The sequence below is a fragment of the Bacillus sp. N6 genome (genome assembly GCF_052805735.1).
The window spans coordinates 4,902,621-4,929,219 of sequence record NZ_CM127843.1 but is presented as its reverse complement, the minus strand read 5'-3'; the positions used below and the strand labels follow the sequence as shown (position 1 = coordinate 4,929,219).

Annotated in this window: 25 protein-coding genes; 16 read left to right on the top strand and 9 right to left on the bottom strand. The window is 35.3% G+C overall.

Annotated elements, in window-relative coordinates:
* Positions 1-25: 25 nt before the first annotated feature.
* Positions 26-466 (bottom strand): DUF1641 domain-containing protein, encoded by a 441-nt coding sequence (locus tag ACUXVC_RS25520; RefSeq protein WP_001115310.1) that lies wholly within the window; start codon positions 464-466, stop codon positions 26-28.
* A 435-nt stretch (positions 467-901) separates the two neighbouring features.
* Complete coding sequence (locus tag ACUXVC_RS25515) at positions 902-1,246, bottom strand: winged helix-turn-helix transcriptional regulator (RefSeq protein ID WP_000760481.1); 345 nt, start codon at positions 1,244-1,246, stop codon at positions 902-904.
* A 373-nt stretch (positions 1,247-1,619) separates the two neighbouring features.
* Here ACUXVC_RS25515 and ACUXVC_RS25510 point away from each other — a divergent pair, with 373 nt between their 5' ends.
* The 4 genes from ACUXVC_RS25510 (at position 1,620) to ACUXVC_RS25495 (ending at position 8,420) form a co-directional block, all read left to right on the top strand.
* Complete coding sequence (locus ACUXVC_RS25510; RefSeq protein WP_168410432.1) at positions 1,620-2,783, top strand: MFS transporter; 1,164 nt, start codon at positions 1,620-1,622, stop codon at positions 2,781-2,783.
* Positions 2,784-2,799: 16 nt separating this feature from the next.
* Positions 2,800-3,639, top strand: coding sequence for an aldo/keto reductase (locus ACUXVC_RS25505; RefSeq protein WP_168410395.1), 840 nt, complete (start codon positions 2,800-2,802; stop codon positions 3,637-3,639).
* A gap of 112 nt (positions 3,640-3,751) precedes the next feature.
* A complete protein-coding gene (locus ACUXVC_RS25500; RefSeq protein ID WP_001022532.1) occupies positions 3,752-4,672 on the top strand; it encodes a thioester domain-containing protein in 921 nt (306 codons plus the stop codon).
* 571 nt (positions 4,673-5,243) lie between these two features.
* Complete coding sequence (locus ACUXVC_RS25495) at positions 5,244-8,420, top strand: putative mucin/carbohydrate-binding domain-containing protein (RefSeq protein ID WP_446025876.1); 3,177 nt, start codon at positions 5,244-5,246, stop codon at positions 8,418-8,420.
* Positions 8,421-8,464: 44 nt separating this feature from the next.
* Here the strand turns inward: ACUXVC_RS25495 and ACUXVC_RS25490 are convergent, their stop codons facing one another.
* A complete protein-coding gene (locus ACUXVC_RS25490) occupies positions 8,465-9,103 on the bottom strand; it encodes an NAD(P)-dependent oxidoreductase (protein ID WP_446025875.1) in 639 nt (212 codons plus the stop codon).
* A 305-nt stretch (positions 9,104-9,408) separates the two neighbouring features.
* Here ACUXVC_RS25490 and ACUXVC_RS25485 point away from each other — a divergent pair, with 305 nt between their 5' ends.
* The 4 genes from ACUXVC_RS25485 to ACUXVC_RS25470 all read left to right on the top strand — a co-directional run bounded on the left by ACUXVC_RS25485 (position 9,409) and on the right by ACUXVC_RS25470 (position 15,660).
* Positions 9,409-10,839, top strand: a complete 1,431-nt coding sequence (locus ACUXVC_RS25485; protein ID WP_016123726.1) for an alanine/glycine:cation symporter family protein — start codon at positions 9,409-9,411, stop codon at positions 10,837-10,839.
* 332 nt (positions 10,840-11,171) lie between these two features.
* Entirely contained in the window at positions 11,172-12,614 is a 1,443-nt protein-coding gene (locus ACUXVC_RS25480; protein ID WP_075717274.1) for an alanine/glycine:cation symporter family protein, read from the top strand.
* A 328-nt stretch (positions 12,615-12,942) separates the two neighbouring features.
* Entirely contained in the window at positions 12,943-14,124 is a 1,182-nt protein-coding gene (locus tag ACUXVC_RS25475; RefSeq protein WP_000673841.1) for a NupC/NupG family nucleoside CNT transporter, read from the top strand.
* A gap of 354 nt (positions 14,125-14,478) precedes the next feature.
* Positions 14,479-15,660: a NupC/NupG family nucleoside CNT transporter gene (locus ACUXVC_RS25470; protein WP_000706853.1), complete on the top strand. Its 1,182-nt coding sequence runs from the start codon at positions 14,479-14,481 to the stop codon at positions 15,658-15,660.
* 44 nt (positions 15,661-15,704) lie between these two features.
* Here ACUXVC_RS25470 and ACUXVC_RS25465 read toward each other — a convergent pair whose 3' ends face one another.
* The 3 genes from ACUXVC_RS25465 to ACUXVC_RS25455 form a co-directional block, all read right to left on the bottom strand.
* Positions 15,705-16,874, bottom strand: a complete 1,170-nt coding sequence (locus ACUXVC_RS25465) for a DUF418 domain-containing protein (protein ID WP_098126708.1) — start codon at positions 16,872-16,874, stop codon at positions 15,705-15,707.
* A 150-nt stretch (positions 16,875-17,024) separates the two neighbouring features.
* Positions 17,025-17,531, bottom strand: coding sequence for a ferritin (locus ACUXVC_RS25460; protein WP_000949403.1), 507 nt, complete (start codon positions 17,529-17,531; stop codon positions 17,025-17,027).
* Positions 17,532-17,584: 53 nt separating this feature from the next.
* Positions 17,585-17,908: a MazG nucleotide pyrophosphohydrolase domain-containing protein gene (locus tag ACUXVC_RS25455; protein ID WP_000355749.1), complete on the bottom strand. Its 324-nt coding sequence runs from the start codon at positions 17,906-17,908 to the stop codon at positions 17,585-17,587.
* Between the two features lie 73 nt (positions 17,909-17,981).
* Between ACUXVC_RS25455 and ACUXVC_RS25450 the strand changes: the two genes are divergently transcribed.
* Both ACUXVC_RS25450 and ACUXVC_RS25445 read left to right on the top strand, forming a co-directional pair.
* Positions 17,982-18,560 (top strand): LOG family protein, encoded by a 579-nt coding sequence (locus ACUXVC_RS25450; RefSeq protein WP_001225756.1) that lies wholly within the window; start codon positions 17,982-17,984, stop codon positions 18,558-18,560.
* Positions 18,561-18,665: 105 nt separating this feature from the next.
* Positions 18,666-18,947, top strand: a complete 282-nt coding sequence (locus ACUXVC_RS25445) for a hypothetical protein (protein WP_078401324.1) — start codon at positions 18,666-18,668, stop codon at positions 18,945-18,947.
* Between the two features lie 15 nt (positions 18,948-18,962).
* On the opposite strand, the gene ACUXVC_RS25440 is transcribed toward ACUXVC_RS25445, so the two are convergent.
* The 3 genes from ACUXVC_RS25440 to ACUXVC_RS25430 all read right to left on the bottom strand — a co-directional run bounded on the left by ACUXVC_RS25440 (position 18,963) and on the right by ACUXVC_RS25430 (position 21,838).
* Positions 18,963-19,160, bottom strand: coding sequence for a hypothetical protein (locus ACUXVC_RS25440; protein WP_000656310.1), 198 nt, complete (start codon positions 19,158-19,160; stop codon positions 18,963-18,965).
* Positions 19,161-19,750: 590 nt separating this feature from the next.
* A complete protein-coding gene (locus tag ACUXVC_RS25435) occupies positions 19,751-20,191 on the bottom strand; it encodes a Dps family protein (protein WP_001041895.1) in 441 nt (146 codons plus the stop codon).
* A gap of 213 nt (positions 20,192-20,404) precedes the next feature.
* Positions 20,405-21,838 (bottom strand): alanine/glycine:cation symporter family protein, encoded by a 1,434-nt coding sequence (locus ACUXVC_RS25430; RefSeq protein ID WP_336456929.1) that lies wholly within the window; start codon positions 21,836-21,838, stop codon positions 20,405-20,407.
* A gap of 409 nt (positions 21,839-22,247) precedes the next feature.
* On the opposite strand from ACUXVC_RS25430, the gene ACUXVC_RS25425 reads away from it, so the two are divergent.
* The 6 genes from ACUXVC_RS25425 (at position 22,248) to ACUXVC_RS25400 (ending at position 26,463) form a co-directional block, all read left to right on the top strand.
* Positions 22,248-22,742: a cation:proton antiporter regulatory subunit gene (locus ACUXVC_RS25425; RefSeq protein WP_001026075.1), complete on the top strand. Its 495-nt coding sequence runs from the start codon at positions 22,248-22,250 to the stop codon at positions 22,740-22,742.
* Between the two features lie 4 nt (positions 22,743-22,746).
* Positions 22,747-23,946, top strand: coding sequence for a cation:proton antiporter (locus tag ACUXVC_RS25420; protein ID WP_000380223.1), 1,200 nt, complete (start codon positions 22,747-22,749; stop codon positions 23,944-23,946).
* 79 nt (positions 23,947-24,025) lie between these two features.
* Positions 24,026-24,619 carry a DedA family protein gene (locus tag ACUXVC_RS25415; protein WP_000900214.1) on the top strand — a complete coding sequence of 198 codons (594 nt, stop codon included), beginning with the start codon at positions 24,026-24,028 and terminating at the stop codon, positions 24,617-24,619.
* A 137-nt stretch (positions 24,620-24,756) separates the two neighbouring features.
* Complete coding sequence (locus tag ACUXVC_RS25410; protein ID WP_053563403.1) at positions 24,757-25,191, top strand: DUF3920 family protein; 435 nt, start codon at positions 24,757-24,759, stop codon at positions 25,189-25,191.
* A gap of 111 nt (positions 25,192-25,302) precedes the next feature.
* Positions 25,303-25,713: a MarR family winged helix-turn-helix transcriptional regulator gene (locus ACUXVC_RS25405; protein WP_000845480.1), complete on the top strand. Its 411-nt coding sequence runs from the start codon at positions 25,303-25,305 to the stop codon at positions 25,711-25,713.
* 51 nt (positions 25,714-25,764) lie between these two features.
* Entirely contained in the window at positions 25,765-26,463 is a 699-nt protein-coding gene (locus ACUXVC_RS25400; protein ID WP_063548971.1) for a pirin family protein, read from the top strand.
* The last annotated feature ends 136 nt before the right edge of the window (positions 26,464-26,599 follow it).

Below are 26,599 nucleotides of genomic sequence, written 5' to 3'. Positions count from 1 at the left end.
TTACTAATTGTTGTTATAAGTTAAATTATTTATTGTTACGTTCTGCACTAATTTGAAGATATGCGTTCACAAAGCGGAACATTTTTTGTGCTTGTGGATCTTTTAGTAATTTTAATAGACCGAATAGGCCGATAACTTCAGTACTTTCGTCAGCACGATCTTTCGCTTCGATTGCAGTTGCAGCCATGCTTTTCACTGTATCTTTTACAGGTTCTACAAGCTCTGTAATTGCACCAACAGTGTCGCTTTTTAATACTTCATCAGTAGCAACAGTTTGAGCGAAGTCATAAGACTTAGTTAAAATGTTAACAAGCTCAGTTAATTTTGGAAGCTGTTCTACTAGTGTTGTTAATGATTCTTGTACCTCAGGTTTTAACAACTGATCAAGTACATCAAGTTGTCCTTGGCTAGCAGAAATTTGTACAGTTTCTTGTTCTGGCTTTGTTTGAGTCATAGTTTCTGGCATCTCCAATTCTCCTTTACGATAGCAATACTCTTATTTTTTATAAGTAAGATAGTAAACGTTTACGAAACTTTATGCAAAGTTTCACAAAACACAATAAAATGCCTTTAAATTTATGACAGCAAGTAAGCTGCAAACATAAATCTAAAACCATAACGTCTTACTTATTATTTATGAACTGTCCGATATATGGCTTGTCCGCATAATGGAAAAGCTCCGTTACCGGAAAGTGTATATAATATATATCCTATATTATATACTATATACACCTATGTTAACATAAAAATGATTCCTAATTATTTGATATTGAGTGTATAACGTAGTGCTGACAAGGTATGAAAGCGTATAAAATATTTTGTTTCAGTTAGAAATGTACATATATATATAGAAAAAAAGGAAAAAACGAACAAATTCATGTTCGTTTTTTCCTTTTTCCTATTATTCACCTTCTGCAATTAGCATCGATGTGTTACCTTCTTTTTCAAGATGGCATTCGCCCCAAGAACAAAGAGAGTCAAGAATGGATTCTAAAGACCAACCGTAGTCGGTAAGAGAATATTCTACTTTCGGTGGGACTTGGTTGTATACTTTTCTTTGAATGACCCCGTCGTCTTCTAATTCACGTAATTGCTGCGTTAACATTTTTTGTGTAATACCAGGCATGGAGCGTTTTAATTCACTCGTTCTCTTTGTACCTTTCGTTAAGTGACAAAGAATAACAACTTTCCATTTGCCGCCGATAACTTCTAAAGTCGCCTCTACAGGAATATTGTATTTCTTCATATGAACCCCTCCCTTTTTGAGTAAAGTAAGTTTAATAATACAAATGTTACTTTTTAGTACCTATAGCACTTTAAAGTACGTACTTTTTATTATGTTAAATATGTTTCATAATAGCACATGTAAGAGGCAAATGAGTAGTACGGTACCAAAAAGTGACTATGTTACTTTTTAGTGCCTATCGTACTTTAAAGTGCGTTCTTCAAAAAAGGAATGAAACCATTCATAATAGCATTTGTAAGTATGAAATATATTTTTTAGAAGATAAAGGGGCCTTTTTATCATACTATTATGATTGGATTTCTTGTAATAAGGAGGAATTCAATTGAGTTCATATACAGTACCATCTTCGGAAGCTCAGACGAGCCGAAGAAGTATGTTTGCTTTATTAGCGCTAGCAATTAGTGCGTTTGGGATTGGTACGACCGAGTTTATTAGTGTCGGTTTACTACCATCTATTTCAAAAGATTTAAATGTTTCGGTTACAACAGCCGGTTTAACGGTTTCCTTATATGCGTTAGGAGCAGCGGTAGGAGCTCCTGTTTTAACAGCGTTAACGGCTAGTATGTCGCGGAAGACATTATTAATGTGGATTATGGTTATTTTCATTATTGGTAATGGCATTGCGGCGGTAGCAACAAGCTTCACTGTATTAATTATCGCAAGAATTGTATCTGCGTTTGCACATGGTGTGTTTATGTCAATTGGATCTACAATTGCAGCTGCAATCGTACCAGAGAATAAACGTGCTAGCGCAATTGCGATTATGTTTACTGGATTAACAGTTGCGACTATTACTGGTGTGCCAATTGGAACATTTATCGGTCAAGAGTTTGGCTGGAGAGCGTCATTTATGGCGATTGTCGTAATTGGAATTATTGCTTTCATCGCAAACAGTATACTCGTCCCATCTAATTTAAAAAATGGTGTACCTGTATCGTTTCGTGATCAATTTAAATTAATTAAAAATGGAAGACTATTACTTGTTTTCATTATTACTGCACTTGGATACGGTGGTACATTCGTAACATTTACGTATTTATCACCCCTATTACAAGAAGTAACAGGATTTGAAGCAAGTACCGTTACTATCATTTTATTAGTGTATGGAATCGCAATTGCGATAGGGAATATGGTTGGCGGGAAATTATCGAATCATAATCCGATTCGAGCGCTATTTTACATGTTCTTTATTCAAGCGATCATATTATTTGTTTTAACATTTACAGCGCCATTTAAAGTAGCTGGATTAATCACAATTATTTTCATGGGACTATTCGCATTTATGAATGTTCCAGGGCTACAAGTATATGTAGTTATATTGGCAGAGCGCTTTGTTCCAAGTGCGGTTGATGTTGCTTCAGCAATTAATATTGCCGCATTTAACGGAGGAATCGCTTTAGGTTCTTATATAGGTGGCCTTGTAACGAATTCGTTAGGATTAATCCATACTGCTTGGGTAGGCGGTCTTATGGTAGTAGGTGCCGTGATTTTAACAGCATGGAGCATGACATTAGAAAAAAGAGATCAAGTAAAATAAAAGGAGAGAAAATAAAATGAAAAACTTACAAAGTAAAACAGTATTAAATAATGGTGTAGAAATGCCTTGGTTCGGTTTAGGTGTATTTAAAGTAGAAGAAGGACCAGAACTTGTAGAAGCTGTAAAATCAGCGATTAAAGCAGGATACCGTAGCATCGATACAGCTGCAATTTACGGAAATGAAAAAGCTGTAGGTGAAGGAATCCGTGCAGGTATTGAAGCGACTGGTATTTCAAGAGAAGAATTATTTATCACTTCAAAAGTATGGAACGCAGATCAAGGGTATGAAACAACAATCGCTGCATACGAAGAGAGTCTAAAAAAATTAGGACTAGATTATTTAGATTTATATCTTGTTCACTGGCCTTCAGAAGGAAAATATAAAGATACATGGAGAGCGCTAGAAACACTTTATAAAGAAGAGCGTGTACGTGCAATTGGTGTAAGTAACTTCCAAATTCATCACTTACAAGATGTAATGAAAGATGCAGAAATTAAGCCAATGATTAACCAAGTAGAATACCACCCTCGTTTAACACAAAAAGAACTACAAGCTTTCTGTAAAGAACAAGGTATTCAAATGGAAGCATGGTCACCACTAATGCAAGGTCAATTATTAGATAATGAAACATTACAAGAAATTGCTGAGAAACACGGTAAAACAACAGCACAAGTGATTTTACGTTGGGATCTTCAAAACGGAGTAATTACAATTCCAAAATCAACGAAAGAACACCGCATTATTGCAAATGCTGATGTATTTAACTTTGAATTAACAAAAGAAGACATGGAAAAAATCGATGCGTTAAACCAAAATCACCGCGTTGGTCCAGATCCTGATAACTTCGATTTCTAAGATTAAAGTAAGAAAGAAAAAAGAGTGCTTTTATGCGCTCTTTTTTTTGCATAAAAATATTTTCTAATTAAATACTACTTAGTATTAAGTTTGTTATTAAGGGGCTGTAAACATGAATATAAAGCAATCGTTCAAACTTTTAGCTATGTTTTTAAGTGTCTTATTTGTATTATTCCCACTTCAAAAAGCATTCGCAGAAGTTATGGATCATACAAAGTATGAAATGAATTGGAGTTATAGTAAGTCAAAGAAGAAACCAATTCGAACAGAACTTATTAAAACGGCAGATGGAAAAATTGCATTTTGCTTAAATGTAGATTTAAAATCTCCGAGCGGTCAAGATTTACCGGAAATGGGGAAAGTGGATATTAATGTGTACCGTGTACTGTTGAATGGATATCCACAAAAGAGCCCACAAGAATTAGGAGTATCTGATTGGAGAGAGGCGCATTACGCAACGCAGCTGGCAGTGTGGAATGCGTTAAAACAAATTGATGTTAATGATTTAGATTTCCGCAATAAAAATGTAGAGAAAGTAACGAAAGACATCGTTGCAAAAGCAAACGCTAGTGAAGAGTTACAAGAAATTACGATGAGTGTAACTCCTACAGAAGAACAAGAAGCAGTATTAAAAAATGATTTCTTTGAAACAGGTTTATATACAGTAGAAACAAATGCAAAAAGCGGAACGTATAAAGTGCAAGCAACAGGTGCACCAGCGGGCGTGAAATTTGCAAATGAAAAAGGCGAAACAAAAACAGAATTTAATGTAGGAGAGAAGTTCCGCATTTTAATTCCGAAACAAACACCAGCTGGTGGATTTAGCTTTAAAGTATCAGGAAATTTAACGAAACTACAAGGAATTGCGCATAAAGGTACACCGACTATTCAAAATGCAGTAGTATTACTTGAGCGTAGTGAAGAAAAAACAAGTCCAGAGTTAGCGGTAAGCTGGAAAAAGGCTGAGGCTCCAAATAAACCAAATAAGCCATATACTCCAAATGAACCGCATAAACCGAATCAAAAGAGATAATGAGAAAGCATTGGCTTATGCCAATGCTTTTTCATATGAATTCTTTAAAAATATATCAAGATAATAATTAATCGAGTGAAACACTATTTTAACGTTTGAAAAAGTATTTAAAAATAATAAAATATAACAAAATCTAAACATTACAATCAACGGATGTTATTCACAAAATTGTAACATTATTCTAATTGTGAAGTCTATCAAACGAAGTAGAAAGCGTGTAAAATTCAGTTGGAAAAACTACCTATAGATGGTCATATATGAAGAAAATGTAATATTCTATTGCTATTTTTATTTTTAGATGTATAGATGACAATACTAAATGATATCTTTTACTATTCTCTTTTTATGTACGAAGAGAACTCATCACAAATAGAGAGAAGTGAGGAGGACATATTACATAAAAATTTTACAATATAAGAAAGCGAATACATTTAGAGAAATGCGGTAGTAATTGATATAGGTGCGAGAGGTATTAGTCTATTCATTAAATGTTTTTATAAAAATAATAGGATTTCTTATTAAATTAATATATAGGGTGGTTTGTCTAAAAAAAGGACAGGGGACACAGATTATGTCAAAGCAGAAAAAGAGTAGGGTATTAGTAGCTGGTGTTTGTTTAGCTACGTTATTAACGCCATATGGACTTGAATTACCTAAGGTGTATGCAGAGATGACGATTGAAAATAAAGAGAAACAGCAAGAAGAGCGAGTGTATCAATTACTGCCAAAAGGTGATGTAGAAGGGATGCGTGAGTTGCATCAGCGTCGAATGAGTTTTTCTCCTTATGAACCAACGGGCATTTATGTAAAGCCAGGTGAAGAAGTAGTTATTCAAGTAGAAGGGACTCAACAGATTAAAGCTTATATTGGTACATATTCTTATGAAAAAGAAGAACCTAAACAATTCAATTTAAATCCCGGTGAGAATAAAATTTCTTCTTCAAATGGGGGGCTATTATATTTTTATAATTATCACAACACAGGAGAAGTAGTCGCTAAAGTGAAAAAAGGCGGAACACCAAATCCTTTATTTATTTTAGGTAAGCATACGACAAAAGATTGGAAGCGTATGTTGGCAGAGAATCCTGATCCATATGCAATAGAAATGAAGGGGGAAAATAGTTTATTAACTATGCATCCTGAAACTGTGGCGGAACATTTGAAGCAAGAAGACCCAGCTGCGTTATTAAAGAAACATGATGAAATAATTAATATAGAACATAAGATATCAGGTTTATCAAAAGATGATGCGGGTGTTGCGAATCAAGGTAAACATTCCATTCATTTTGTTGAAGACTGGTATACGGATAATTATATGTATGCGACTTATTATCGAACAGCTTATAGTAAAGGGAATTTAGAATCAGTACTAAATCTAGAAGAGTTAACTAATGATGGATGGGGGCCTTGGCATGAAGTGGGACATCAACATCAACAGGATACTTGGTTATGGGATGGACTTGGAGAAGTAACCGTTAATATTTATTCTTTGGCAGTTCAAACTACATTCGGGCATAAAACAAGGTTAGAGCAAGAGGGGCGCTATGAAGCTGCATTTGCTTATTTAGGTAAACCGGATGCACAAGAGAAGATGGATGTATTTGAGAAATTAGTTATGTTTTGGCAGTTGCATTTAGCTTATGGGGATCAGTTCTATCCAAATTTACATCAAATGTATCGTTTGTTACATGATACAGAATTGCCTAAATCTGATGAAGAGAAAAAGCAGATGTTTATTTATATGACGTCAAAAGTGGCAGGACAAAATTTAATTCCTTTCTTTGATAAATGGGGATTAATTGCAAATGATGCTACGAGAGAAAAGATTGAAAAATTAAATTTACCAAAATTAGAAAAAGAAATTTGGTTATCTACAGATAGCAATCCAATTCGTGAGAAACAAATTGAGTTATATGAAGTTCCATATGGCGAGCCAAATAATGAAAAAATCCAAAATGTGGTAATCGGTACTACATATAATGAGAAAAAAGCAAAAGAACTTGTACAGAATTTAGGGGAAGGTGTAAAAACAACAGGTGTGATTAAACAAGGCAAGCCTGAAGTTGGAGAAAAAACTGTAAAAGTAGAAATTATAGATGAAAAAGGTAATAAGAATTTAATTCCGGTTGTAGCAAATGTTAGTTATGGTGATAGCTTAGTATTCAAAGGGCTCAATTATGATAATAATATTAAATCAATCGTAACACTGCAACATGATCAGAAAAAGTTTAGTGCGATAGCTGATTCAAATCCAGTGCACTATTATTTTAAAGAAGACACGTATTTTGAATTCTCATTACTAGACCAAAATGGAAATGAGAAAAAGAAAGCAACAGTAAAAGGTGTTGAAAATGCGGAAGAATTCGCGAAATCAATTAATGAGTTAGAGTTCGAGTATGGTGATGTAGTAAAAGTGTATCACGCTGAATCAGATCGCTTTAATTGGTATCAAAATAATGACTTTATCGGACAAGGTAAGGCGAAGGTAGAGAAAGAATTATTATTTAAAGTAACAGAAAAGGGCTTTGAGAGAATGGAAGCGCAACAAGAAGTAACAGCAGTACCACAAAAAGTAGTAATCGGAACGGACGCTGAAAAATTAGAAGCGAAAAACTTTGTTCAGGTGAAAGATGGAGAAGTACTCGGATTTGTAGAAAAACCGGATACAACAAAAATCGGTGAACAAAAAGTGAAAGTAGAAACGAAAGATCGTTTTGGAAATAAGAAAGTGACGGAAGTGCCATTGGAAGTAATCTATGGCGATAGCTTAGTCTTCCAAGGTGATGGTAATAATACGCGTTCTATCGTAACTGCGGATCATAATACGAAAAAGCTACAGGCAACATTTACGGATGCTAAAGTTCATTATCGTTTTGAGAATGAAAAATATATGGGAATCACGCTATACGATCAAAATGGAAATGAAAAGAAAGTTATTTCGGCAGAGGGGCAAGAGAGTTCGAAAAACTTTGCAGAACAGTTAAATGGTGTAGACTTCGCATATGGTGATGTTATTAAGGTATATCATGCAGAATCAGATCGATTGAAGTGGTATCAAAAAAATGAGTTTGTAAGTAACGGTAAAGGGAAACAAGAGTTGTACTTTAAATTAACGGAAAAAGGTTTCGAGAGAATGGAAGCGCAACAAGAAGTAACAGCAGTCCCACAAAAAGTAGTAATCGGAACGGACGCTGAAAAATTAGATGCGAAAGACTTTGTTCAAGTGAAAGATGGAGAAGTACTCGGATTTGTAGAGAAACCGGATACAACAAAAATTGGTGAACAAAAAGCAAAAGTAGAAACGAAAGATCGCTTTGGGAATAAGAAAGTGACAGAAGTATTTGTGGAAGTTACATATGGAGATAGCATAGTATATCAAGGTGTGTCGAATGTAACACGTTCAATTGTTACGTTAAACCACGCTGAAAAGAAATTACATGCAACATTTACAAATGAGGAGATTCATTATCGCTTTGTAAATGAGCAGTATATAGGCCTTACGATTTATGATCAAAATGGAAATGAGAAAAAGCATGTAACGGCAGAAGGACAAGAGACTTCAAAGAATTTTGCTGGGCAAGTAAATGGAACGGCATTTGAGTATGGAGACGTGTTGAAAGTATATCATGCGGAACCGAGTCGTTTGAATTGGTACAAAAAGAATGAGTTCGTTAAAAAAGAGGATGCGATGAAGGGGCAAGAAATATCCTTTAAGATTACTCAAAATGGATTAGAGCAAGTGCAATAATAAGAAAAAGCTCGTAAAACATAATGTTTTACGAGCTTTTTTTATTATTCAGCTTCAGAAACTACTGTGAAGCGTTCGTTTACGTGTTTTGGGTTTTCGATTTCATCAAGTGCTGCAACTGCGAAGTCTTCGTAACTTACGTAGCTATCACCTTTTGAGTTAACAAGAAGATTGTCTTTGCCAGCTTTGTAAGAACCAGTGCGTTTTCCTAATGTGAATAGTGCAGAAGGGCTGATGAATGTCCAAGTGATATCATTTGTTTGTTGCAAGATTTCTAAGTTTTTACCTTGGTTTTGAGCTGTTGCAAGGTATTCGCCCGGGAAACCTGGTGTATCAAATACACGTGTTGTTTTTTCTTCGTCTACAAATAAGCTTCCTGCTCCGCCAACTACAAGTAATTTTGTATTTGGTGCACCTTTCACAGCTTCAATAAGTACGTTTCCTGCATCTACGTGAAGGTGTTCTTCGCCTGCTGGAGCACCGAATGCATTTACAACTACGTCAAATGCCTGCAAGTCGTTAGATGTAAGAGAGAATACATCTTTCTCTAAAACTTTTACATTGTCTTCTGTAATTTTTGCAGCGTTTCTTACGATTGCAGTTACTTCATGTCCGCGATCCAATGCTTCTTTTAAAATACGACTTCCTGCTTTACCAGTTGCTCCGATAATTCCGATTTTCATAATAAATCCCTCCAAAGTGTTTTGTTAAAGTGTATATCTGAAAGTAAATGAATTTGTTGTAATTAGGTTTGTTACAACCTGTTGTAATCATTATAGTTACAGGTTGGTGTTTTTGTCAATAGGGTTGTTTGTGAATTTATTTTTTGTTTTAGTATGCACAGTTAGAGGGAGGGTAGTCAGTCATAAAGATATTGTTACTGTGAACCTGGCTAATATTTGGAAATTGCAAATTGTCGAAAAATGTTGATTTTTGAATGTTTTTTAAATATAATTCGTTTTATGGAGAAAAGGAGGGGGTTAATTGTATGAATATTTTAGAGCAATTTATTTCATCAACGAATACAATTCTTTGGTCATATATTCTTATTGCAATGTTAATTGGTTTAGGGCTTTATTTTTCTATTAAATTAAAATTCGTACAACTTACTCATTTAGGGGAAATGATTCGTTTAATGAGTGATGGACTAACTGGCAAGACACGTAAAAAGGGCAGCGTATCATCGTTCCAAGCATTTTGTATGAGTTCTGCAGCTCGTATTGGTATCGGGAACTTAGCTGGTGTAGCGTTAGCTATTTCTATGGGAGGACCTGGAGCTGTATTTTGGATGTGGGTTATTGCGATTATCGGTGCGTCTTCAAGTTTCGTAGAAAGTACGCTTGCGCAAATTTATAAAATAAAAGATGGCAGTGGCTTCCGCGGTGGTCCTGCTTATTATATGGAAAAAGGTTTAAATAAACGTTGGATGGGGATTTGGTTCTCTATTCTGATTACAATTAGTTACGGTTTAATTTTCAACTCAGTACAAGCAAATACAGTAACATTAGCGTTTGAAAATGCATTTGGCTTAGAGCGTTATATTGTTGGTATTGTATTAGCTGCATTAGTTGGGGTTATTATTTTTGGTGGTGTAAAAAGTATTGCACGTATGTCGGAAATGATTGTTCCGCCAATGGCGCTTATTTATATTGCAGTAGCTATTTTTGTTGTCATTAAAAACTTCTATTTAATACCAGATGTGTTTACGGAAATCTTTAAAGGTGCATTCGGTTTAGATTCAGCTGTAGGTGGCGGTATCGGTGCTGCGATGAAATATGGTATTCAGCGCGGATTATTTGCGAACGAAGCAGGTATGGGTAGTGCGCCGAACGCGGCAGCAACAGCTGATGTAACGCATCCAGCGAAACAAGGTTTTATTCAAACAATTGGAGTATTAGTAGATACATTCTTAGTATGTACATCAACAGCGTTTATCGTACTATGTTCTGGTGCATATAAAGCAACGAATTTAGAAGGTATTGAATTAACACAAAATGCATTAAGTTCACAAATTGGCCCATGGGCGAGCAGTTTCTTAGCGATTATTATTTTCTTATTTGCATTTAGTTCACTTCTAGGAAACTACTATTATGGTGAAACAAATATTGAATTCATTAAGCAAAGCAAAACGTGGTTAACAATTTACCGTATTGCGGTAGTTGGAATGGTATTATTCGGTTCTGTTGCGACGCTTCAAGTTGTATGGAATATGGCAGACTTATTTATGGGTCTAATGGTAATCACGAACTTAATTGCAATTACACTTCTTGGCCGATTTGCGTATGCAGCATTAGCAGACTATGTAAGGCAAAAGAAACAAGGAAAAGATCCAGTCTTCAGTGCAGATTCTATTCCTGGTTTAACGAATACAGAGTGTTGGGATAAGTCAGCGGTAACAGATAAAGAAAAAGCAGTGTAATTGAAAAGGTGAGCATCGAGGCAAATTCGATGCTCGCCTTTTTTATTGTAGTAAATGATGAAAAGGGTGAGGGGTAATTATTAATATAACTTTTTTTGTTTGTTTCTCTCGTTATTATGGGGAACGTACGGCTTTAAAAGTATGACTGGTCGAAGAGGATAAGTGATTGAGTATTGGATAAATGTATGTAATAGCTATATTTTTATGAAAAAAAACACGTATGTTAAGATAATTAACATACTCATGTCATAAAACCTTACATAAAGTTCTTGATTACTTAAAGTTTTTAGAATATAATTTTCTTATTGTTAGGAAGAGGGGGCAATACAAATATGGATTTTTTAGCTAGGGTAATTGGGGATGTAAATAATATCCTTTGGTCATATATCATTATTGCGATGTTAATTGGGTTAGGGCTCTATTTTTCATTTCGTGTGAAATTTGTCCAAGTTCGTTACTTCGGTGAAATGATTCGTTTGCTTGGGGATGGAGCAAGCTCGAAAACGAGGAAAGCGCAAAAAGAGAAGAGCGGCGTATCATCATTCCAAGCGTTTTGTATGAGTACAGCTTCTCGTGTAGGTACTGGTAACTTAGCTGGTGTAGCTATTGCGATCTCAGCAGGTGGTCCAGGAGCAGTATTTTGGATGTGGTTAATTGCGGTGATTGGGGGTGCTTCTGCATTTGTAGAGAGCACATTAGCGCAAATTTATAAAGTAAAAGATGGGAATGCATTCCGTGGGGGCCCAGCGTATTATATGGAAAAGGGTTTAAATAAACGCTGGTTAGGTGTTGTGTTCTCTGTTCTAATAACAGTAAGTTTCGGATTGATTTTTAACGCTGTACAGTCTAATACTGTAGCAGCTGCCTTTGATGGTGCATTTAAAACAGATAGCAGATTAGTAGGTCTTGTTATGGCTGGTTTACTTGCAGTTATTATTTTCGGCGGAGTAAAACGAATTGCTCGCGCGGTTGAAATGATAGTTCCAGTAATGGCAATTATTTATGTAGCAGTGGCATTATTCGTTGTTGTAACAAACATTACGGCAATTCCATATGTATTTAAAGAAATTTTCTTACATGCTTTCGGAATTAAAGAAGTAGTAGGCGGAGGATTAGGAGCTGCGATTTTATTAGGGGTAAAACGTGGATTATTCTCAAATGAAGCAGGTATGGGTAGTGCGCCAAACGCAGCAGCGACTGCAAACGTAACGCACCCAGTTAAACAAGGTTTCATTCAAACTTTAGGGGTATTTACAGATACATTATTAATTTGTAGTTGTACAGCATTTATCATTCTTTTATCAGACGTGCATAATGCAGCTGATTTAAATGGAATTCAATTAACGCAGCAGGCGTTAAGTCAACATATCGGTCCATGGGCTTCTATATTTGTAGCAGTTGCGATCTTCTTGTTTGCATTTAGTTCATTAGTAGGTAACTACTACTATGGTGAAACAAATATTGAGTTCTTAAATGGAAGTAAAGTGTTATTAAATGCATACCGCATTGCTGTACTTGGTATGGTTATGCTAGGATCTGTAGCGACAATTCAAATCGTTTGGGATTTAGCAGATTTATTTATGGGAATTATGGCTGTTATTAACTTAGTAGCAATTGTATTCCTTTCTAAGTATGCTTTCGCAGCGTTATCAGATTATATTAAGCAAAAGAAACAAGGGAAAGATCCAGTCTTTTATGCGGAGTCTATTCCAGGTTTGAACAATACAGAGTGTTGGGATGAGCCAGTAGTAGCTGATAAAGAAAAAGCAGTATAATGAGGTGAGCATCAAGTGAAACTTGATGCTCATTTTTATTGGTTCAGCTATTTGTGTGAAGTGAAACTCCTGCTCATTAAAGTTTCGCTTTATAATGAAAAAGACGAACATTCATGAATGTTTCGTAATAAAATGTATTTTTTTAAGAAAAGTGCGGATATGAGTTGTGATTTATGTTAGAATGGAAAATGCCTTTGAAATAAGAGGTTTTATGATCTTTCCTATCCGATTGAAGATTTTTGAGGGGAAATGGAAAGTTCGGATTATTTCTTGTTTTGAATGGTCAGACGTTCAACGTTAATGAAGAGTTAAATGGAGGATTTTATTAATGAAGTTTGTTATGTTCCTTGTAGGATTACTCGTTGTATTTGTACTCGGTTTTCTTATAAGTGCCGATCGAAAGAAGATTAAGTATAAACCAATCGCAATTATGCTTATTATTCAGCTAGCATTATCTTATTTCTTATTAAATACGCAAGTTGGTTATATTTTAGTAAAAGGAATTTCAGATGGATTTGGCGCACTTCTTGGATATGCGGAAGCTGGAATCGTTTTCGTATTTGGTGGTCTTGTTAATAAAGGAGAGGTTTCATTCTTCTTAACAGCGTTATTACCAATCGTATTCTTTGCGGTTTTAATCGGAATTCTGCAACACTTTAAAATTTTACCGATATTTATTCGTGCTATTGGTACGTTGTTAAGTAAAGTAAATGGTCTAGGAAAACTAGAATCATATAACGCAGTAGCAGCTGCCATTGTTGGACAAGCAGAAGTATTTATTACAGTAAAAGATCAATTAAGTAAAATCCCAAAACATCGTTTATATACATTATGTGCATCTTCTATGTCGACAGTGTCGATGTCAATCGTTGGTTCTTATATGAAAATGATCGAACCGAAATATGTAGTAACAGCACTTGTATTAAATTTATTTAGTGGTTTCATTATCATTCATATTATTAACCCGTACGATATTACAGAAGAAGAAGATACACTGAAATTAGAAAATAAGAAAAAACAATCATTCTTTGAAATGCTGAGCGAGTACATTATGCTTGGTTTCACGATTGCGATTACAGTAGCAGCTATGTTACTCGGTTTCGTAGCATTAATTACAGCAATCAATAGCTTGTTTGATACAATGTTCGGTATTACATTCCAAGCTATTTTAGGATATATTTTCTCACCATTAGCATTCGTAATGGGCATCCCGCAAGCAGAAATGGTAACAGCGGGACAAATTATGGCAACAAAATTAGTATCAAACGAGTTTGTTGCGATGCTTGACCTTGGAAAAGTAGCTGGTGATTTATCGGCTCGTACGGTTGGTATTCTTTCTGTATTCCTTGTATCATTTGCGAACTTCTCATCTATCGGAATTATCGCAGGTGCAACGAAAGGTATCGATGAAAATCAATCAAATGTTGTATCATCATTCGGTTTACGCCTTGTGTACGGTGCGACGTTAGTAAGTATTCTATCAGCGATTATCGTTGGTGTTATGTTATAAAAAAAGGATGGCTCTAGCTCATAGCTAGGGCTACTTTTTTTATGGTAAATTTGCATGAAAAAACCAATTAATTAGGAATATATTAACATATAAAAATCTTTTAAAATTTATATTGCATTTCACCTAGATAACGCTTACAATTTGATTTGTAGGTGGTATCAATTTCAGACTTTCAAGTATGGTAGGAGAGAAGAAGCTACCTTTTATAAATTGCAATTTATGTAAACGCTTACTGATTTTAGATGACAGTTGAATAGTTTTAGGGGTTTTAAATTTTTTTAACAACAATGGTCAGACGTCATTCGTTATACGTTATACGACCAATAATTCGTGGGAGAAGTGGGGGATTCACATATGAAAATAGTAATGTTTCTAGTCGGTTTACTTGTAGTGTTTGTACTAGGTTTCCTTATCAGTTCAGATCGTAAGAAGATTAAATATAAACCAATTGCACTTATGCTTGTTATTCAATTGGTACTTGCGTATTTCTTACTAAATACAAAGGTCGGATTTGTATTAGTAAAAGGGATCGCAGATGGATTTGGTTCTATTTTAAAATTTGCGGAAGCTGGGGTTAATTTCGTATTTGGTGGTCTAGCAAACGATGGACAAGCACCATTCTTCTTAACAGTATTATTACCGATTATTTTCTTAGCAGTATTAATCGGGATCCTGCAACATATTAAAGTTTTACCGATTATCATTCGTGCAGTCGGTTTCCTATTAAGTAAAGTTAACGGTTTAGGAAAACTAGAATCATATAATGCGGTAGCAGCTGCAATCGTTGGTCAAGGGGAAGTATTCATTACAGTAAAAGATCAACTAAGCAAATTACCGAAAAATCGTTTATACACACTTTGTGCATCTTCAATGTCTACAGTATCGATGTCAATTGTCGGTTCTTATATGAAAATGATTGATCCAAAATATGTAGTAACAGCACTTGTATTAAACTTATTCAGTGGATTCATTATCGTTCATATCATTAATCCATATGAAGTAAAAGAAGAAGACGATATTTTAGAATTACAAGAAGACAAGAAACAAACATTCTTTGAAATGTTAGGCGAATATATTATGCTTGGTTTCTCAATCGCTGTAACAGTAGCGGCGATGTTAATCGGTTTCGTAGCATTAATTACAGCAATTAACGGTGTATTCGATTCAATTTTCGGAATCACATTCCAAAGCATTTTAGGATACATCTTCTCACCATTAGCATTCGTAATGGGTATTCCAACATCAGAGATGCTACAAGCAGGACAAATTATGGCAACAAAATTAGTAACGAACGAATTCGTTGCAATGCTTGACCTTGGTAAAGTAGCTGGTGATTTATCAGCTCGTACAGTAGGTATTTTATCTATCTTCCTTGTATCATTTGCGAACTTCTCATCTATCGGAATTATCGCAGGTGCAACGAAGAGTATCGATGGCAAACAAGCAAACGTTGTATCATCATTCGGTTTAAAACTTGTATACGGTGCAACGTTAGTAAGTATATTATCAGCGATTATCGTTGGGGTTATGCTTTAATAAATTAAGAAAAGCAATGAGCGTAGGCTCATTGCTTTTTTTGTTTAACTTGCTTTATCCAAGTTTCTTTTAAAACGTGGTTTCTCTAAATAAGTTCCCAGTCTCCAGACATATTCCACTGGCCCCATTCGGTATTTCTGGAGCCAATAGGTGCTAACGAATAATTGAATCGTATAAATTCCGATGGTTAAAAGAATACCGAAGAAATAGCCGATTTTCCCGTATAAGCCAAATCCATATGCGTAAAAAATGGTTGTTGCGATAATAGATTGCGCTAAGTAATTACTAACGGACATTTTCCCCATGTTCGCCATGTATGTTAGTAGACGGGTTGCTTTTTTGTAATGGAATAATAAAATGATTGTGCTTCCGTAAAAGAAGGTCATAGTTACTGGTGTAAGGCCATCTTGTAACATAATTAAAACCGGGTGTTTTATGAACATAGCTAAGATTTTAATTGTAAAAGAGAAGAGACCGGTGGCAAACCATATTTTTTTGACAGCAGGTATATGTTTACTGACCTCAAATAGCCAGCCTTTTTTCCCTACATACATTCCGAGTAGGAACAGTGGAGACATAAAAATTATTGCGAAAACTGATATGAAAAATAATCCGAATGCACCGTCAATTCCCATGTAATCAAAAGGATTTTCAGTCAATCTAAAGTTGACGTGATCCATATAGCTTCCAGTTTGATGGACTTTATGTTCTTTTTCAGTATAAGGTGCGAAATCATTTATATTTGTAGATGGATCAGTTTGATAAGACATAAGTGTAATAAGTGCGAGTAGAATAATCGCCCAAATAAGCAAAGTTTTCGGTTTTCGATTGATGAATATTATTAAAAAAATCCCGATTATTCCGTATGCAAATAAAATATCTCCCTCCCAAACAAAAGTGCCATGAATGTAGCCGAGTAGTAAAAGAATGATAATACGTCTTATGTATGTGGGGAAGAATTTTTTTCCTTTTGCGATAATACTTTTTTGTAACAAAATAATGCTAAGCCCAAATAGAAAAGAAAATAGGGATATAAAGTTATGTGTGCCGAAAAATTGAATAAACCAATTAGCACCTTTATCAAGATCGCCAAATAGATAAGTTGGTTTTTCACTGGTGAAGAACCCAAATTGAATTAATGTCATATTGACTAGTAAAATGCCAAACAAAGCGAAACCACGAATTGAATCAACAGCTTCTACACGTTGATTCATTTTTCCTCTCCTCGTATATTCGTTTTTATATTGAAAATAATACCATTTTATATCTGGCACTATGTCAAATATGAGGAAATTTAAGGTGATTTTAAGATAGAGAGCAAACAAAAAAATCACCTTAATACATGTATTAAGGTGATTGAAATATTACTCAGCTGGAGGCGTAAATGTACGTTTCTCTAATTCAGCATCTAGCATAAACAGTGCGTTTGAATCGCTTGTAATACGTTTTAGTTTTTGGATGATGCTATCGAATGAAGCTTCTTCTTCAACTTGTTCGTCAACGAACCATTTTAAGAATGTAATTGTTGCATGTTCACGCTCATCCCAAGCGATATCAGATAAGTTGTAAATACGTTTCGTTACTTCACGCTCGTGCTCAAGTGCGACTTCAAAAGCGTTTAATACAGATTCGTATTCGTTATTCGGATTATCAAATCCAGTAATAATAGCGCGCTCTCCGCGGTCATTAATATAGTTGTAAAGCTTCATTGCGTGGAAACGTTCTTCTTCAGCTTGTACAAGGAAAAAGTTAGCGAATCCATCATAGCTCTCAGCTGTACAGTAAGCAGCCATTGCCATATAAGCATGGGCAGAGTAAAATTCAAAGTTCATTTGTTCATTTAATGCGTCGTGCAATTTTTTTGATAACATAAAATCCCCCTTAGTATTGTGACAAGAATATTATACCATAATTGATAATATTCTCATTTAGATACTTCGAACCTTTTCGAAAGCTTTGTGACGTGTGCGTCCATAATGTCTTGTAGGTCTAAATCATATTTTTGCGAAAGAATAATAAGGTTAGATAGTACATCGCCAAGTTCTTCTTTTAGTTCTTGTTTTAGCTCTTCTTCTGTTTTCGCATCTTCATCAGGGCGATCGCGGCCGATTTCAATAGCACGAACGACTCGTGAAACTTCCCCAACTTCCTCGGTTAAGAAATTTAAGCGAATAAAGGCATTATACTGTGACCAGCTTCGTTTTTCGTAAAATTCCTCAACCCATCTTTGAAATGCAACGATATCCATTTCTTCCTCATCTCCTCAATATGTTGTACAATGTTCATTGTATCATAACAATATATAGTTTCGGGGTGTAGGGATGAGAAAGATTTGTGTGTTTGCAGGTTCTAATTTAGGGGAGAGACCAGAGTTTAAAGAGCAGGCAATTCAGTTAGGTAAAATGTTTGTTGAGAACGAGTATGAGCTCGTATACGGTGGTTCATGCGTTGGATTAATGGGAGAAGTAGCAAACGAAGTTCTTCGTTTAGGTGGACGTGTAACAGGTGTTATGCCACGCGGTCTATTCCGAGGAGAAATTGTGCATACAGGATTAACAGAATTAATTGAAGTAGAGACGATGCATGAACGTAAAGCGAAAATGGCAGAGCTTGCAGATGCTTTTATTGCGCTTCCAGGCGGATACGGAACGTTTGAAGAACTATTTGAAGTTGTATGTTGGTCACAAATTGGTATACACAATAAGCCGGTTGGTTTATTAAACATAAAAGGTTTTTACGGACCAATTCTGCAAATGGTTGAACGTGCAGCAGAAGAAGGATTTATGAATCCATCAAATAAAGAATTGATCGTTTCAGCTGAGACGGCAGATAAACTAATTCATGCAATCCAAAATTATGAGCGTCCTGTTTTGGGAACAAAGTGGAAGCAACTATCATAGCAAATACGGAAACACATGTCGTTTTAATTTAAGATGGCATGTGTTTTTAATTTGGTTAAATATGTTAATGTTGAGATATGATGTTTTTTGGAAAAGGAGAAATTGATGGAGGAGTTTGTGTATTTACGTCCTGTTTTTAAAAGTATTTTAGCAGCGTCTATTCTTGTTATGCTAATCGTTTCAACACAGAAGAAAGAGCTAATTAATGAATTTTCGCTTTGGTTTATTTCGATATTGTGTATCGGTGTTTCGGCGATAACACTCTTTATGATTGGCTTTATTGTTGATGAGTATAATTTGGCTGGAGATCCACAATCGCTTTGTATGTTTATTGCGATTGGTTGTATTAGTGGCCTGAATTTCATTATTTATTACAGAAGGCAATAAAAGAGGCATTCCATATTACTTTGGAATGCCTTTATCATTTTGATTGCTTTGTTTTTTATACAGGTACCAGCCACCCCATCCGCCACCAATTGCTACGACAACGAGGAAAGCATAGTCTTTAACCTCGACATGTATATTGAAAATATTAGCTATAAGTAAGAGAATCCCAACTGTTATCAACGCAAAAAATGCTCTAATTAAGTAGTCTTTCAACTGAACCACTCCCGTCATTTAAGTAGTAAATGATGAATTTGGAAAAGCTTTTTGGATCTATGATACTAAAGGGTGTTTCCTATATTTTAACATAGATGAGATTGTAATATATTGATAAAAGTAGGGGAGAGGGGCGCTGATATTGTTGTGATTTGTCGGCAAATTGATATCCTTTGTCAAATCGTTGATATATTGCGGGTAATGATCGATATAATGAAAAAATCGTTGATATATTGCGAGTTATGATCGATATATTTGAAAAATCGTTGATATAATTTCGTGTACCGTTAAGTGCGACCATTACATAAAAAAGCGACTCTAAACGAGCCGCTTCTGCTTTTAATGATATCCAGCTCCAGCGGCTAGAATCTCCGGTCATTTCGCTCTCTCGCTCGAAGCAAAAAGCGCTTCAAGGTCGAGAGCTCCAATGCCCTGCGATTCTGAGCGAGCCGCTTCTGCTTTTAATGATATCCAGCTCCAGCGGCTAGAATCTCCGGTCATTTCGCTCTCTCGCTCGAAGCAAAAAGCGCTTCAAGGTCGAGAGCTCCAATGCCCTGCGATTCTGAGCGAGCCGCTTCCGCTTTTAATTATTATTGATTCAAGAACGCACGTAGCATCCAAGCGTGTTTTTCTAGTTCTGTGTAGATACCTAGTAGTAGGTCAGATGTCATTTCATCGTCAGAATCTTGAGCGATTTCCATGCCTTTTTTCAGTTCGACTAGCATCATTTCGTAGTCTTTCATGATTGCTTCGACCATCCCTTCTGCAGTTTCTCCGTATGCTGCTTCTTGAATAGAAGATAGTTCTAAGTATTCTTTCATTGTTGCTACTGGTTTGCCGCCAATTGCTAAAATACGTTCTGCAATTTCATCGATGTGAGTAGCTGATTCTGTGTAAAGTTCTTCGAATTTCTCGTGTAATGTGAAGAATTGAGGTCCTTTTACATACCAATGGAAGTTGTGAAGTTTTGTGAATAAAACGCTCCAGTCTGCTACTTGTTTGTTTAATACTTCGATTACTTGTTTGTTCATTATGATCAATCTCCTTTTGAGTTGTTATGTGATATCAATTACTAATTTATAATTATTATAATCTAGTAATCTCTATAAATCAACCCTTTTGCTGGAATTAATTTGAACAAATTATGAACTGTTGTAAATAAAAGGCCCTATTACGGTGAAGTAATAGGGCCTTTGTTTGAGATATGGCTCTTGTTCTGAACGAGCCGCTTCCGCTTTTATTTATTAAACAGCCTTTTGTTTTTCTTCTACATCCTGTCCATCCCAGCACTCTGTATTCTTTAAGCCAGGGATAGAGTTTGCAACGAAGACAGGATCTTTGCCTTGTTTCTTTTGCTTCAAATAGTCTACTAATGCAGCGTAAGCAAATTTGCTAAGGAATGAGATGGCAATTAAGTTTGTGAATACCATTAGTCCCATGAATAAATCAGCTAAACTCCAAACTGTTTTAAGAGCAGCGATTGATCCGAAGAATACCATTCCGACAACTGCAACACGATAAATCATTAACCATGTTTTGCTTTCTTTAATGAATGCGATATTTGTTTCACCATAATAGTAGTTTCCTAGAAGTGAACTGAAAGCGAATAGGAAAATAATAATCGCTAAGAAAGTGCTTGCCCACGGTCCAATTTGTGAACTTAATGCGTTTTGTGTTAATTCGATGCCTTCTAAATTTGATCCTTTGTAAAGTCCAGAACATAATACGATAAATGCTGTTGATGTACATACTAAGAATGTATCTACGAAAACGCCTAATGCTTGAACAAGCCCTTGTTTTACAGGGTGAGATACATCAGATGTTGCGGCTGCATTAGGAGAACTACCCATTCCTGCTTCTGTAGCGAATAAACCGCGCTGAATACCGAACTTGATTGCTGCTCCAATACCACCAGCGATGGCTTGGTCTAAACCGAATGCACCGTTAAAGATTTCCATGAAAATGCTTGGTAACATACTGAAGTTGTTAATAACGACAAAAATAGCCACGCCGATATAAACGATTGCCATTGGCGGAACAATCATTTCTGTAATACGTGAAATGCTCTTAATACCACCAAAAATAATAACTGCAACTAATAAGGCTAATAGAGCTCCTACGATCGTTCGCTCTAGTCCAAAAGCATTTTCAAACGCTATTGTTACTGTATTCGCTTGAACTGAATTGAAAATTAATCCGTACGCAACTGTAATAAGAAGTGAAAACCAGACGCCCATCCAGCGTTTGGTTAACCCTTTTTCCATGTAATATGCTGGTCCACCACGGAACCTACTTCCATCTTTTACTTTATAAATTTGCGCAAGTGTACATTCTACGAAACTAGTAGCTGCTCCGATAATCGCGATAAACCACATCCAAAATATTGCGCCAGGTCCACCCATTGAAATTGCTAATGCTACGCCAGCTAAGTTCCCAATACCGATACGTGCTGCTGCACTTAAGCAAAATGCTTGGAATGGGGAGATGCTATCTTTCTTTTTTTCTTTTCGATTAAACCCTTTACTAATTAAGCTGACCATCTCACTGAAATGAGTAATTTGGACAAATTTTAATTTAAAAGAGAAGTAAAGACCGAAGCCGATTAGCATTGCAATAAGAATATATGACCATAAAATATTATTCGTTACCTCAAGGAATCTGCTAAAGATATCAACCATATAATACACTTCCTTTTTTTCGTAATAAGAAAATTATATGCAAAAAATATACGAGAATCAATTTTTCTAAAAAATTATGTTACTTAAATCATTTTTGTGTTATGATTATGTTACATCGTAATATTTTTAGAATTATTTACATTTTAAAAAACTAAATTTAAAGCGAGAAGGTGGGGATAATTTGAAAGAAGATTCTTTATTGAAAGTAAGCCTTGAGAGTTTGAAAATGAGAAGTAATATATTTTTTATCATTACATCTTTAAGTATCTTTTTAGGGTCCACTTATTATTACAATAAAAGATTTCCAAATCACAAATATCCTGAGTGGTTAGAATTTCTAAAGCTGATTGGATGAATAAAAGACAGAAAAACAGAAAATTAAAATAAAAAAGTTATGGAGGAGCTAAAAATGAATATTAGAGAAAGTGAACTTCCGGGTATTGGTTATAAGTTTCAAATCGTTACGAAAGGTAACGAAAAGATGGTAATTGTTATTCATGATGATGGACGTAGAGAAATGTATCATTTTGATTCAGACCATGAAGAAAGCATCTCAAGTATTTCACTACGTGACTCAGAGGCAAGACAAATCGCAGCAATATTAGGTGGAATGGTATATAAGCCTAGGGCGTTAGAAAATGTTGAGATGGTTTTTGAAGGTTTAGCGATTGAGTGGTTCAAAGTGGAGAATACAGCTCCAGCAATCGGAAAAACAATTGGCGATCTTGAAATAAGAAAAACATATAGCGTAACGATAATCGCAGTTATGAAGAAGAACATGAAGAAGCTATTTAATCCAGGACCAGAAACAGTAATTGAAGAAGGAGATATGCTTGTAGTTTCAGGTGAGAGGGAAGAAATTAAAAAAATTATTAATGAATTACTTTCAAATAGGGGGGACTGATTAGATGGATACGTTAATTTTTGAAGTTGGTACAGCTTTAGTTTTAGTGGCAATTGCAGCAGTAATTGCTGGAAAATTTAAATTCTCAGTAATTCCTTTTCTAATTGTTCTTGGAATGTTAGTAGGACCGCATGCACCGACGATAGGTGTTATCGATCTCAAATTTATTGAAAGTGCAAGTGTAATTTCCTTCCTTGGACGGATTGGGGTTCTATTCCTTCTATTCTATCTAGGATTAGAATTTTCAATGAAAAAACTAATTAAATCTGGACGCTCTATTGCGATTGGTGGAACGATTTATATTTTAATTAACTTTTCACTTGGTTTGTTATACGGATTTATAATGGGATTCCCATTACTAGAAATCTTAATTATTGCGGGTATTATTACGATTTCTTCTAGCGCTATCGTTGCTAAAGTGTTAGTGGACTTAAGAAGAACTGGTAATAATGAAACCGAATTAATTTTAGGAATTATTATGTTTGAAGATATATTCCTTGCTGTATATTTATCAGTTGTTTCTGGTTTAGTACTTGGGGATCACGCTTCCTTCTTAGGTGCCCTTACTTCAATTGGAATTGCTTTAGGATATATGCTTCTATTCTTTATAGTAGCTAGAAAGGCTACGCCGTTATTAAATAAATTGCTCAACATTAGCTCAGATGAAATCTTTATTATTGTAGTATTTGCTTCGTTATTCTTCATTGCTGGTTTTTCAGAAACAATTCACGTTGCAGAAGCAATTGGAGCACTTCTTCTAGGATTAGTTTTCTCTGAGACAGAGCATAGTGATCGAATTGAACATCTTGTTGTTCCATTTAGAGACTTTTTCGGAGCTATTTTCTTCTTCAGCTTCGGGTTAAGTATTGATCCGTTCTCATTAGGCGGAGCGATATGGTTAACGTTAGGCGCTGTCCTTCTTACGATAATCGGTAACTTTGTAGCAGGAATGATCGCAGGAAGACAAGCTGGATTATCTCATAAAGCATCAACAAATATCGGATTAACAATCGTTTCAAGAGGAGAGTTCTCCATCATTATGGCTAATATCGGTATCGCCGGTGGTTTAATGTCAGTACTGAAGCCATTCTCAGCACTATACGTGCTTATACTATCCATTTTAGGCCCACTTTTGACAAAAGAGTCGAAGAATGTATATAAATTCTTAAATAAAATCTTTAAGTGGGATACGAAGACTAACTAAATTTAAAAAAATAAAAGTACAAGATATTTCCTGCTTGTACTTTTATTTTTGTAATGAAAACAGTAAAGAGAGGTAAATGATGTTAGGAGAGTTGATTCATTCGGTTTTAGTTTTTTTAGAAGGACTTGGTTATTGGGGAATTATGCTTGGATTAATGCTAGAGGTTATTCCAAGTGAAATCGTATTGTCTTATGCAGGTTATTTAGTATCAACAGGAAGCATTACATTTTGGGGCGCTGTCGCGTTCGGTACAATTGGTGGTGTAATTGCACAACTATTCATTTATTGGATTGGTCGATATGGAGGAAGACCTGTTCTTGAGCGATATGGAAAATATATTTTAATTCAGAAGAAACATATTGATTATGCTGAAGATTGGTTTAATCGTTATGGAACTGGCGTTATCTTTACCGCACGTTTTATTCCGGTTGTGCGTCATGCTATTTCGATACCAGCGGGTATTGCGAAAATGTCACATGCTAAGTTTATTACGCTAACTACATTAGCTGTTATTCCGTGGTCAATTGTGTTTGTATATTTAGGTTTTAAATTAGGAACAGAGTGGGAAAGTATTAATAAAGTTGCGGGGCCATATGTGAAATACTTTGCACTTGCTGCTATTGTTTGTGCAATTGGTTATTTTGTATTAAAAAAAATGATGAAAAAAAAGTGATTACAGAAAAGGAATCTATGTCGACGTAGATTCCTTTTTTATTGGCATTTTTTCAAGGATGAAAGAATACGTTTAATATTTACCATATTGTGGCATACATATAGAAAAAGGGTGCTTGGAAAGGGGAATAAAGAGAAATGGAACTCCAGTTTCAAAATGTATATCAACAGGTAGAGAATTGGTATGTGTTGGATTCGGAGCTTCCTTGGGATATCAAAAAGTTGAGAGAGGATTTGTTTTCTCTTATTGAAGTATGTAAAACGCCCGTTATTTTTTGTGATACGTGTGATGCAAACGATGTGCTTCTATCATTAGGAGAAGAGGAAGAAGAGTTCCTATTCCCAGTAGGTGGTTTTTATCATAAAGAAAAGCAATTAATTTTCGTTTGTATATGGGAAGAGTATGAGCAAGTTCTCAAAACGCTACTGCATGAATTCCGCCATGCGATGCAGCATAAGAGAGATATATTGTATGTGGGAAGTGAACGGTACGAAGAGCGGTGGATTGAAAAAGATGCGAGGAAGTTCGCGGAGAGGAAATTGGATGAATATAAGAGTAGAAAGTTAATGTAAAGCATAGTGGAGAAATAGCGCTGTGCTTTCTTTGTACTTATTAAAAATAAGTATTTGACTTTTATAAAGTTTAGTTCTAAACTAATGGTATGAAACGAGCGAGGTGATGAAATGAAAACAGAAGATAGACTAGGGCTACTATTATGGTTTCGTTTATCACGTTTTTATAATAAGAGTATTCGTGAGACGAATCAGCATTTGAAGAAATGGAATGTATCTGCCGCCCAGTTTGATGTGTTAGCTCAAGTTGGAGGACATGATCGTTTAACGCAGCAAGAACTTGGAAATAAGCTATTTGTTACGAAAGGAAATGTAACGCAGCTTTTAAATAAAATGGAGCAGCTTGAGTGGATTTCGCGTGAACAAGAGGGTACTACGAAATATATTTCTTTAACAGAAAAGGGAAGAGCTTTATATGAGGAAATCGTCCCACCTCAAGAAACGTTCCAAGCAGAGAAGTTTCATAATTTAAATATAGAGGAACAAAAGCAATTATTAACACTACTAAAAAAGTTACAGTAAGAAAAAATTTTAAAATAAATCTCGAATTCGAGATAGTATGAGGTGAAGGATATGTTTAGAAAAGTTGATCATAAAAATATGGGCAGAGCAAATCATGGCTGGTTAAATACACATTTTCATTTTTCTTTTGCTAATTACTATAACCCAAATAACATGAACTTCGGAGCGTTACGTGTTATTAATGATGATCTAGTAGCGGCACAAACTGGTTTTGATATGCATCCGCACCGTGATATGGAGATTATTTCTTACGTTGTAGATGGTGCTTTAACACATGAAGACAGCATGGGAAATCGCGGAACGATTGAGCGTGGACATGTTCAATATATGAGTGCTGGCACGGGTGTATTTCATAGCGAGCATAATTTAGGAAATGAAACGCTGCGTTTATTACAAATTTGGATTTTACCAGACCGTGCGGATCATAAACCAAACTATGGTGAGTTTAAATTTGATTGGAGCAAGCGCGAAAATGAATGGTTCCATATGGTATCTTCAGTAGAAGGAAATGCACCAATTCAAATTCACCAAGATGCGAATTTATACTCCTTATCATTAGAGGCTGGAAAAGAAATTCATTTTCCAGTGAAAGAAGGCCGTCAATTGTACCTTGTACAAATTGAAGGAAGCAGTGTAATCAATGGTGAAAATCTTGTTATGCGTGATGCAGCAGAAGCGGTAGAAGAAGATATTCACATTCAAGCGAAAGAGCAATCACACTATTTAGCAATTGAATTGAAAAAACAATAAAATGTGTAAAAAAAAGAGGACATCCGATAGGACGTCCTCTTTTTTTGATTGGAATTGTCTGAAAAATGTTTCTCAAATTTTGGGTAGAGGTATCAGCTATAAAAATCAGAATTGTATAAAAGTGTCAAAAATCTTT

What these genes read in the sequence shown, in the direction of transcription:
- ACUXVC_RS25520 (WP_001115310.1), bottom strand. Translation starts at nt 466, where the DNA reads ATGCCAGAAACTATGACTCAAACAAAGCCAGAACAAGAAACTGTACAA.
- ACUXVC_RS25515 (WP_000760481.1), bottom strand. Translation starts at nt 1,246, where the DNA reads ATGAAGAAATACAATATTCCTGTAGAGGCGACTTTAGAAGTTATCGGC.
- ACUXVC_RS25510 (WP_168410432.1), top strand. Translation starts at nt 1,620, where the DNA reads ATGTTTGCTTTATTAGCGCTAGCAATTAGTGCGTTTGGGATTGGTACG.
- ACUXVC_RS25505 (WP_168410395.1), top strand. Translation starts at nt 2,800, where the DNA reads ATGAAAAACTTACAAAGTAAAACAGTATTAAATAATGGTGTAGAAATG.
- ACUXVC_RS25500 (WP_001022532.1), top strand. Translation starts at nt 3,752, where the DNA reads ATGAATATAAAGCAATCGTTCAAACTTTTAGCTATGTTTTTAAGTGTC.
- ACUXVC_RS25495 (WP_446025876.1), top strand. Translation starts at nt 5,244, where the DNA reads ATGTCAAAGCAGAAAAAGAGTAGGGTATTAGTAGCTGGTGTTTGTTTA.
- ACUXVC_RS25490 (WP_446025875.1), bottom strand. Translation starts at nt 9,103, where the DNA reads ATGAAAATCGGAATTATCGGAGCAACTGGTAAAGCAGGAAGTCGTATT.
- ACUXVC_RS25485 (WP_016123726.1), top strand. Translation starts at nt 9,409, where the DNA reads ATGAATATTTTAGAGCAATTTATTTCATCAACGAATACAATTCTTTGG.
- ACUXVC_RS25480 (WP_075717274.1), top strand. Translation starts at nt 11,172, where the DNA reads ATGGATTTTTTAGCTAGGGTAATTGGGGATGTAAATAATATCCTTTGG.
- ACUXVC_RS25475 (WP_000673841.1), top strand. Translation starts at nt 12,943, where the DNA reads ATGAAGTTTGTTATGTTCCTTGTAGGATTACTCGTTGTATTTGTACTC.
- ACUXVC_RS25470 (WP_000706853.1), top strand. Translation starts at nt 14,479, where the DNA reads ATGAAAATAGTAATGTTTCTAGTCGGTTTACTTGTAGTGTTTGTACTA.
- ACUXVC_RS25465 (WP_098126708.1), bottom strand. Translation starts at nt 16,874, where the DNA reads ATGAATCAACGTGTAGAAGCTGTTGATTCAATTCGTGGTTTCGCTTTG.
- ACUXVC_RS25460 (WP_000949403.1), bottom strand. Translation starts at nt 17,531, where the DNA reads ATGTTATCAAAAAAATTGCACGACGCATTAAATGAACAAATGAACTTT.
- ACUXVC_RS25455 (WP_000355749.1), bottom strand. Translation starts at nt 17,908, where the DNA reads ATGGATATCGTTGCATTTCAAAGATGGGTTGAGGAATTTTACGAAAAA.
- ACUXVC_RS25450 (WP_001225756.1), top strand. Translation starts at nt 17,982, where the DNA reads ATGAGAAAGATTTGTGTGTTTGCAGGTTCTAATTTAGGGGAGAGACCA.
- ACUXVC_RS25445 (WP_078401324.1), top strand. Translation starts at nt 18,666, where the DNA reads ATGGAGGAGTTTGTGTATTTACGTCCTGTTTTTAAAAGTATTTTAGCA.
- ACUXVC_RS25435 (WP_001041895.1), bottom strand. Translation starts at nt 20,191, where the DNA reads ATGAACAAACAAGTAATCGAAGTATTAAACAAACAAGTAGCAGACTGG.
- ACUXVC_RS25430 (WP_336456929.1), bottom strand. Translation starts at nt 21,838, where the DNA reads ATGGTTGATATCTTTAGCAGATTCCTTGAGGTAACGAATAATATTTTA.
- ACUXVC_RS25425 (WP_001026075.1), top strand. Translation starts at nt 22,248, where the DNA reads ATGAATATTAGAGAAAGTGAACTTCCGGGTATTGGTTATAAGTTTCAA.
- ACUXVC_RS25420 (WP_000380223.1), top strand. Translation starts at nt 22,747, where the DNA reads ATGGATACGTTAATTTTTGAAGTTGGTACAGCTTTAGTTTTAGTGGCA.
- ACUXVC_RS25415 (WP_000900214.1), top strand. Translation starts at nt 24,026, where the DNA reads ATGTTAGGAGAGTTGATTCATTCGGTTTTAGTTTTTTTAGAAGGACTT.
- ACUXVC_RS25410 (WP_053563403.1), top strand. Translation starts at nt 24,757, where the DNA reads ATGGAACTCCAGTTTCAAAATGTATATCAACAGGTAGAGAATTGGTAT.
- ACUXVC_RS25405 (WP_000845480.1), top strand. Translation starts at nt 25,303, where the DNA reads ATGAAAACAGAAGATAGACTAGGGCTACTATTATGGTTTCGTTTATCA.
- ACUXVC_RS25400 (WP_063548971.1), top strand. Translation starts at nt 25,765, where the DNA reads ATGTTTAGAAAAGTTGATCATAAAAATATGGGCAGAGCAAATCATGGC.